The organism is Pedobacter sp., assembly GCF_035566355.1.
In the GTDB taxonomy this organism is placed as follows: domain Bacteria; phylum Bacteroidota; class Bacteroidia; order Sphingobacteriales; family Sphingobacteriaceae; genus Pedobacter.
This window is the reverse complement of record NZ_DATMRL010000224.1, coordinates 1-7,339: the sequence shown is the minus strand read 5'-3', so window position 1 is coordinate 7,339 and position 7,339 is coordinate 1. Positions and strand designations below refer to the sequence as shown.

The 7,339-nt window shown below is 40.8% G+C and carries 8 protein-coding genes; 4 read left to right on the top strand and 4 right to left on the bottom strand.

Annotated features, from left to right (window positions below):
- Nucleotides 1-436: hypothetical protein (locus VNZ46_RS08570; protein ID WP_325559687.1), on the top strand; the 436-nt coding region annotated here is incomplete at its 5' end.
- Nucleotides 399-788, top strand: a complete 390-nt coding sequence (locus VNZ46_RS08565) for a TfoX/Sxy family protein (protein ID WP_325559686.1) — start codon at nucleotides 399-401, stop codon at nucleotides 786-788. The genes VNZ46_RS08570 and VNZ46_RS08565, both read left to right, overlap by 38 nt.
- Nucleotides 789-817: 29 nt before the next feature.
- Here VNZ46_RS08565 and VNZ46_RS08560 read toward each other — a convergent pair whose 3' ends face one another.
- The 3 genes from VNZ46_RS08560 to VNZ46_RS08550 are packed head-to-tail and all read right to left on the bottom strand — an operon-like array spanning nucleotide 818 to nucleotide 2,259.
- A complete protein-coding gene (locus tag VNZ46_RS08560) occupies nucleotides 818-1,591 on the bottom strand; it encodes a DNA-formamidopyrimidine glycosylase family protein (RefSeq protein WP_325559685.1) in 774 nt (257 codons plus the stop codon).
- 5 nt (nucleotides 1,592-1,596) lie between these two features.
- Nucleotides 1,597-1,761, bottom strand: coding sequence for a DUF3606 domain-containing protein (locus VNZ46_RS08555; protein WP_325559684.1), 165 nt, complete (start codon nucleotides 1,759-1,761; stop codon nucleotides 1,597-1,599).
- Nucleotides 1,762-1,818: 57 nt separating this feature from the next.
- Nucleotides 1,819-2,259 (bottom strand): hypothetical protein, encoded by a 441-nt coding sequence (locus VNZ46_RS08550; protein WP_325559683.1) that lies wholly within the window; start codon nucleotides 2,257-2,259, stop codon nucleotides 1,819-1,821.
- 318 nt (nucleotides 2,260-2,577) lie between these two features.
- On the opposite strand from VNZ46_RS08550, the gene VNZ46_RS08545 reads away from it, so the two are divergent.
- Both VNZ46_RS08545 and VNZ46_RS08540 read left to right on the top strand, forming a co-directional pair.
- A complete protein-coding gene (locus VNZ46_RS08545) occupies nucleotides 2,578-4,047 on the top strand; it encodes a hypothetical protein (RefSeq protein ID WP_325559682.1) in 1,470 nt (489 codons plus the stop codon).
- Nucleotides 4,048-4,077: 30 nt separating this feature from the next.
- The gene (locus VNZ46_RS08540; protein ID WP_325559681.1) at nucleotides 4,078-6,045 is read left to right on the top strand and encodes a phosphatidylinositol-specific phospholipase C domain-containing protein; all 1,968 of its coding nucleotides are present in this window, start codon (nucleotides 4,078-4,080) and stop codon (nucleotides 6,043-6,045) included.
- Between the two features lie 608 nt (nucleotides 6,046-6,653).
- Here the strand turns inward: VNZ46_RS08540 and VNZ46_RS08535 are convergent.
- Nucleotides 6,654-7,339: PEP-utilizing enzyme (locus tag VNZ46_RS08535; RefSeq protein WP_325559680.1), on the bottom strand; the 686-nt coding region annotated here is incomplete at its 5' end.

Below are 7,339 nucleotides of genomic sequence, written 5' to 3'. Positions count from 1 at the left end.
CAGAAATTCTTTTGCAAAAGTCAATAACGGACGTCCTGCAACACCGGCAATTAGCCGCCCTTCAGTCGATAATAACCGAACACCGGCATCTCGTCCAGGGGCTGTAAATCACCAGCAAGCAAGGCCGCGAGGTAATACGCCACAGGCACAGCCTAATAGACAGCAACGAGAACAACAGGTGCAACCTCAAAACCCAATACGACGGGAACAAAGAGCCCCTCAGCAACAACGACCTATACAACAACCGGTCAGACCGCAAGTACAGCCCGAAAGACAGCAGCAACGTGTTCCCCAACAACAGCGTCCTATGCAGCAACCTCAAAGACAACAACAGGCCAGGCCGCAAGCGCAGCCTCAAAGGCAACCGCAACAACGTGCACCTCAGCAGCCACGTCCAGGTGGAGAAAGACGTGAAGGTGGCGGCGAGCGTCATTAAATATCATATGGCTTATAATCAGCAATTGGCCAATCGGGTAAGAGAACTGCTCATTGACCGGGAAGACGTAACAGAAAAAGAAATGTTTAGCGGAGTTTGCTTCATGGTGGATCATAAAATGTGCATTTGTGTTTCTGGCGATGAGCTTCTCTGTCGCATTGGCGAAGAAAAAGTAACAGAAGAACTGGAAAAAGGGAATTGCCGGAATATGATGAATAACGGTCGGGTAATGAAAGACTATGTCTACGTTGAAGACATCGCCATAGACAACTCAAAGAAACTAAAATACTGGGTGGATCTTTGCATCGCGTTCAATCCACTAGCTAAGGCAGCTAAGAAAAAAGGTAACTAGCCTACCAGGCCAATTTACCAGATCAATATTTAAAGTGTGTAAAGCACCTGTTCATCTGTATAATAGGTTTTCCTGGCTCCTTTTTTCTCGATCTGAATTTCGGCACCATTTGGGCTCTTTTTCAAATCAGGGCGATGTATCCTTAAAAAATCTTTGACTTCTCCAGTCAAGGCTTCCGGAAGCTTTTTAGCAATATCCACAGACTCTTTATACAGCACATGATTAATTGCCCTAAGTAATTCCTTAACGCCAGTGTCTGGAATCGCCTTGGCTATAGAAAATGGAGATATCCGGGCTTCCCATAAAATCTCATCCGCATAGGTATTGCCAATGCCCCTGATCGAATGCTGATCCATCAGCAAAGTCTTAATCTGCACCTTCTTTTTGGCCAGCAAATCCTTAAAATAAGAAAGACTCAAAGCCATGGCATCAGGCACATCAGAAGCATCAGGATTCAGTGTCGGAGTTGCAGCTTTTTGAAAGTCTGTCAAGGCAAAACCATCGCCACCCTTGAAATGAAAAGAAATAATCTGAAACTTAACCTCCTCCTCTGCCAATGGTTTAAGCTCTCCATGCAGCATCAAATGTAAGCCTAGTACCATACCATTTTTGAACTGTAATTGCAGCGTTTTACCTTCCCGGGAAACACCGTCCAGTTGATGCCCCTCAATCGCGTCTTTAAGTACCTTAACCGAAACATTTAATTTCTTAGCAACGGTAACATCAACATTTTCCAGGGTTTTATTCTTAAACCGTTTTTGCAGATTTTTAGCAAAAACCTCCAGGTCAGGCAATTCTGGCATAACAGTTATTTATTAAAATATTTTTGAATAGCGGCAAGTTCATTGCCTGTTGATTTCATGATTTCCCTAAGGTAAGCCGGCCGAACACCAAATTTCCCTGCCCAATACTCTACCTGAAAGTTTTCTGTAATACAGCCCTCAAAAGGACTACCTTTCTTTTTACGCTCCATAAGCTATCAATTTAGTTATACAATAACAACAGAAAATAGAAGTTGTTTATCTTTTATTTAGACCAATATCTCAAAATCAGCAGACATCAAAGCATCATACACCCTAAAACGAACCTTCCACTCATCTTTAACCAGTTCAGAAACAGAACCGCTAAAGAGCTTTTTAAAGCGTTCCAGATCGATGCCATCTATACAGATAACCAAATATTCACGATCGCTAAGCACAACCACCTGCTGTACATAATCTGACCAACGCTGTGTAATCTGTCCAGGCAGCTTATTGAAATGCTGATTCTCAATTAACTGTCCTATACCCGTCACCAAACCTTCGGGCACAGCCGACCAGCTCCGCAGGTTCCACAAACCATGCTGTTTATCCACGGTCCCGATCACCTCATCCCCATTTACCAATTGCCAGGGCTCGCCGGGGTTAAACTGGATCACCTGGTAAACCGGACTTCCAGGTTCTTTCTCTGAAAAATAAGTTAGTTCAATCATATCGATTCGTTGTCAAAATCAGGGTTCGAAACCACAGTATCACAAAGTTTGCTAATAAAAAGCGTAAATCAAAAATAAAATACTAAAAATATTAGCTTATTTATTCTATAAGAAAGTGATCGCGAGTGCTACAATCTTCTCTTAAAACCTTGTTTCTGAGAAAATATGTTTTACGGACCGAAAAATTAGCATTAGGAACGAATTGAAGTTGTTTTTCGTAACCCCTTAGATATCAAGAGGCTTTTTTTGCAATCTTGATCGGTAAATTTTATCTTTATGTTAAAAGATATTCGTATTCTTAGTCTTAAATCTACCTCTATGTTAAATTTTACGCGCTTTTTTTTCAGCTTTTTCTTTTGTCTGGTCTTCATGTACAGTGGAAGGCTTTTTGCCCAGGATGCCAATTACTGGCATTCGGGATTTGGTCCCGGTGGGCTTCTAACTCCCGGGGCAACCATTGTTAATGACAGGGATAGTGGATTGTATTATTACAATCCCGCGTTAATGGCCTTGCACCCCAAAAACTCGGTGAGTATCTCCAGCAACTTGTATCAATTGGGTTTATACAACATCAAAGATGGCGTGGGTGCAGGAAAAAATCTAAAATCCAGTGGTGTACAAATCATTCCGCTGATGGTATCCGGCAATCTCTTTTTTAAGGGGAAAAAGACGATTGCACTAGGCTATTCTTTAGTCCATGATCCGGTAAGTAATTATCAGGTTACCCAAAGACAGGATAAGAAAATGAATGTACTTGATGACTCTTACAGTCCTGGAAGTGAAGATTTTATTGGGCAATATGCATCACATAATAAAGTAAGCAATACGGTAGCAAGTGGTAGTCTGGCTATAAAACTTGATGAGAACTGGTCAATTGGTCTTACTGCTGAAGCACAATTGAGGAGCCAGGATTATCTGGAGCAATACAGTGCACGGGCCCTGATCAATAGTAATGATACACAAAATCTATTGCCAATGACCAATGTAGAGAGTAGCTATCAAATCAGTTACTGGAATATAGGTTTGCGGTTTAGGTTCGGTACTTCATATGATCATGGTCCCCATCATCTAGGTTTACTCATCAGTGCCCCCCGGGTTAATGTAAAGGGAAATGCAACGATTACCAATGATTTGATTATAAAAGATTTGCATCCGGTGCCTGGTACGCCACTTATATTAAATGTATTGGGAAATGGCCGGCAAACCGGATTACCGGTAACCTATAAGGATCCCCTTAGCATAGCCTTGGGTTATGGATTGGATTTCGGCGATGGTGGAGAGATTTTTCTAACAGGAGAATACTTTTCAAAAGTAGGTCTGTACAATATTGTTAGTCCTTTAAATGCCTCCTTTGTAAGGCCGGATAATGAGTCAAACAGGAACATGACCAATGAACTGCTCCGATTCAATGAGCAGAGAAAGTCTGTAACTAATTTTAGTATCGGCATTAAACAAGCTTTAAGCCCCAAATTTATTGGTTATGCTTCATTTAGGACGGACTTTAATTATGATGATAATGGTGTTACAACCAATAGTGAGTTTAATGGCCACCATCCTAACCTTGCCACATGGAATACCTACCATGGCCAGTTCGGAATCAATGTTAAACGTAGGAAAGGAAACCTTCATGCGGGCCTGTTACTTTCTTACGGTGCAACAAATAACTACGTACAGCCTTTAAATTTTGACACGCCGAACGAAGACAATCAACTTCAGGGCACTGTACACACAACAACAGCTAAATATTTCTCAGCAGGCGTATTACTGGGGTATATTTTTAATCTGTAAAAGAAAGATACTATTGCTTTAAACTTTTATATGAATTGGTCCACCATGAAGAAACAGGTTTTAGGTATTTGCTTATTTTTATTATCAGCACTTTCGGGTATCGCACAGGGTGTGTTTTTCAAAGCCCCAATACAGATTACGGATCCAGCTGCAGGTAAACATTCGGTAAGGATAGCGGTTCAGGATCAAAAAGCCTGTTTTGCCTGGGAAGAGGGAAATTCGGGCATACAGTTTACCTGTTACGATCTGAAGACCAAAATTATGCAAGCTTCCAGTTTGATTGGCCAGTTGGGCAGTCGACCGGTGTTTTGCCATTTAGGGAAAAAATTATACCTGCTCTGGAACGATCAGCAGGGCAATATTCAATATGTTTTACTATCTGGCGGACAGCCGGCAGGAAAACCAGCTGTATTAGCAAACTCCCAATCTTTTCAAATCCTGTCTGCTGCTGAGGTTGAAGACAGAATGGTGATCTGCGTTACAAATCCCGATAAGCGAAATGTTACTCTTTTGGTGGCGCATGAGGATCCGGAGAAAGGATTTGTTTTGGATAAAAATGTTGAGGTACCTAAATTAAAGAATATTGAATATTGCTCTGCGGTTGCTGGAGCTTCAGGAGCTGTTAAGCTGTTTTGGAAAGAACAGAAACGTAAAAGTCTGCTGAGTGCCAGTTTTAAGCTTGACGAAAAACCGGCCGGTAGTCCCTCTATTAGTACAATCTCAACAGAGGTTTTTCAGGTAGCAGAGATTGCGCCCTTAAATGATTCTGATCATCAATTGATGTTATGGAAGCGGAATGACAAGGAAAATAAATGGTATTACGGCCTGATCAGGCAAGGTGCTCTGGCCGATGGACATGCGGTCCTTCCCTATTTTGAAAATAGTGTTGTTGCACCAGTTATAGATAAGGATGATAATGGAAATTTCTTTATTGGTACGGCTGGATTAAATAAACTATTTACACTTGGTTCAATTGTTCTTTATAACCCCATGCATTGGATAACTGATTTTATTTTACCCCAAAAAGGGAATCTGACATTGAAAGATATTGTTATTCCTGGTTCACATGATGCAGGAATGTCGATCTTAAATGGAGCTGGAGGCAAAGATATGGGGATTATAAATGAATGTAATACCCTTACGCAGATAAAGAATATTGATGGACAGCTTCAGTCTGGTATTCGCATGTTTGACCTCAGATTGGATTTGTATAAAGGGGAATTATACACGAAGCATGCCCCGTCAAATTGTATGGAGGATGCCGTTGCAGGAGGTTATGGTGAAAAATTATCGAATGTATTGCAATCCGTAAAAAGCTTCCTGAAGGATAACCCGAAGGAATTTGTCATCCTGAGTTTCTGTCATTTTTGCGATCGGCATATACCTGTTGTCCAGCAGGCCGATTCTATCCTACAAGGCTTGGGAAAGGATCTGTTGTTTGCTGAAAAAGATAGGAGTTTAAAGGATATTACTCTAAATGAATTGTCGGGCAAGGTGCTGGTGACGTTTGAAGATTATTCCTTTCCTGAAAAGAACATACTCCTGAACACCCTGAATGGAAAAAGTACTTCTCCTTTAAACTACAAGAGAGCCTACGCGGCAAGCAATGACTTGAATAAACTGTTGGTAGCCCAGGAATCCTTCTTTACGGCTTTAAAAGACTCTCTTCATCATAATGATCTTGTTCGTCTGGATTGGCAATTAACTGAAGCCGGACAAGAAGCGGCTTTCATCTGCAGTGAATTTCAATCTCCTAAATCCAACCCTCTGATTGACGGAGCAAAGCTATTGGTGAATTCAATAAAGAAGAACAAAAGTATCATCGAGCTTGCGCGTATTGGTAATCAGGTATTGGTAGAGAAAGTAAATGGTTGGATAAGCAAGGGAATCATTAATACAACCAGCCGTCCCAACATATTGTATGTTGATGTATCAGGAAACTGGATAACAGACTATTGTCTGTTTCTGAATGCTCAGCCAGTCTACAATAGACCGTAACACTATTACTTATATGGAAGAAACATTTACACATGTGCGTACAATGATTAGCATGATCCTAGGGTTAGGTATTGCGCAATTGTTGAAAAATTCGATAAAACTGATCGATCACAATAAATTAGTAAAGCCGTACTTGCTACATCTTTTCTGGGTATTTTATGTATTTCTGATGATGATTCATTTTTGGTGGTGGGAAGCAAATCTGAAAAACATTTTACATTGGAACTTCGTTGAATATTTTTTCCTGATCCTGTATACCATGATGTATTTTGCCATCTGCGTATTGATCTTTCCAGATAATATTAACGATTATAAGGATTTTAAGGACTATTTTTTTTCTCGGAAAAAATGGTTCTTTTCGTTTTTGATCGCAATTTTTGTGGCTGATTTTGCGGACACCTTGCTAAAAGGTAATGATTACCTGGAATCGCTACATTGGGAGTATCCGGTGAGAAATGTATGTCATATTGTGTTGTGTCTATTTGCAATAAAGTCTAACCGTATTCGATTTCATTATATTCTTGCAGGTTTGTTCATCATTTACGAAATATCATACATTTTTAGACACTATTTTATAGTGTAATTGTTAATGTCCTTGAAAGACATATTTAAAGGATTTCCACGTATCCATGTGTTCCATTTACCCGGATCCGCTGTCCGTCCTGGATTAATTTAGTCGCATTTTCAACACCAACAACTGCTGGTAAACCATATTCTCGGGCAATAACAGCTCCGTGGGTCATCAATCCACCTACCTCAGTAACCAGTCCATTGATGGATACAAATAGAGGGGTCCAGCTAGGGTCGGTAAAGGAAGTGACTAATATATCTCCATTTTCCAGATTGGCATTTTCCATATCTAAAATAACCCGTGCCCGTCCTTCTATCACACCCGAAGAAACTGCCAGACCCGCAATCGCTTTGGGTGGAAGATTTTCATGATTATACTTACCCGAAATGATTTCACCATCTGAGGTCATCACTCGCGGCGGGTTTAGCTTTTCAAACGATTTGAATCCCTCTTTTCGTTTGCTGATCAATTGGTTGTTTGCTTTGCGAGTACGTACCATTTCGCGCAATTCGTCAAAAGTGAGGTAATAGCTATCTTCCTGATCAGAAATAATCTTGGCTTGTTTCAGCTGTTCGACTTCTTTCAGTAAAGCCTGTTTATAGACGAAGAAACGGCTGACAATACCGTATTTTGGATATTCGCGATATCCGGCGAAGTTGCGGATCAGGTCAATCATGGCCTTTGTCTCTTGCGCTTTTTGTTCGCCATCTGGTAATGATGCCA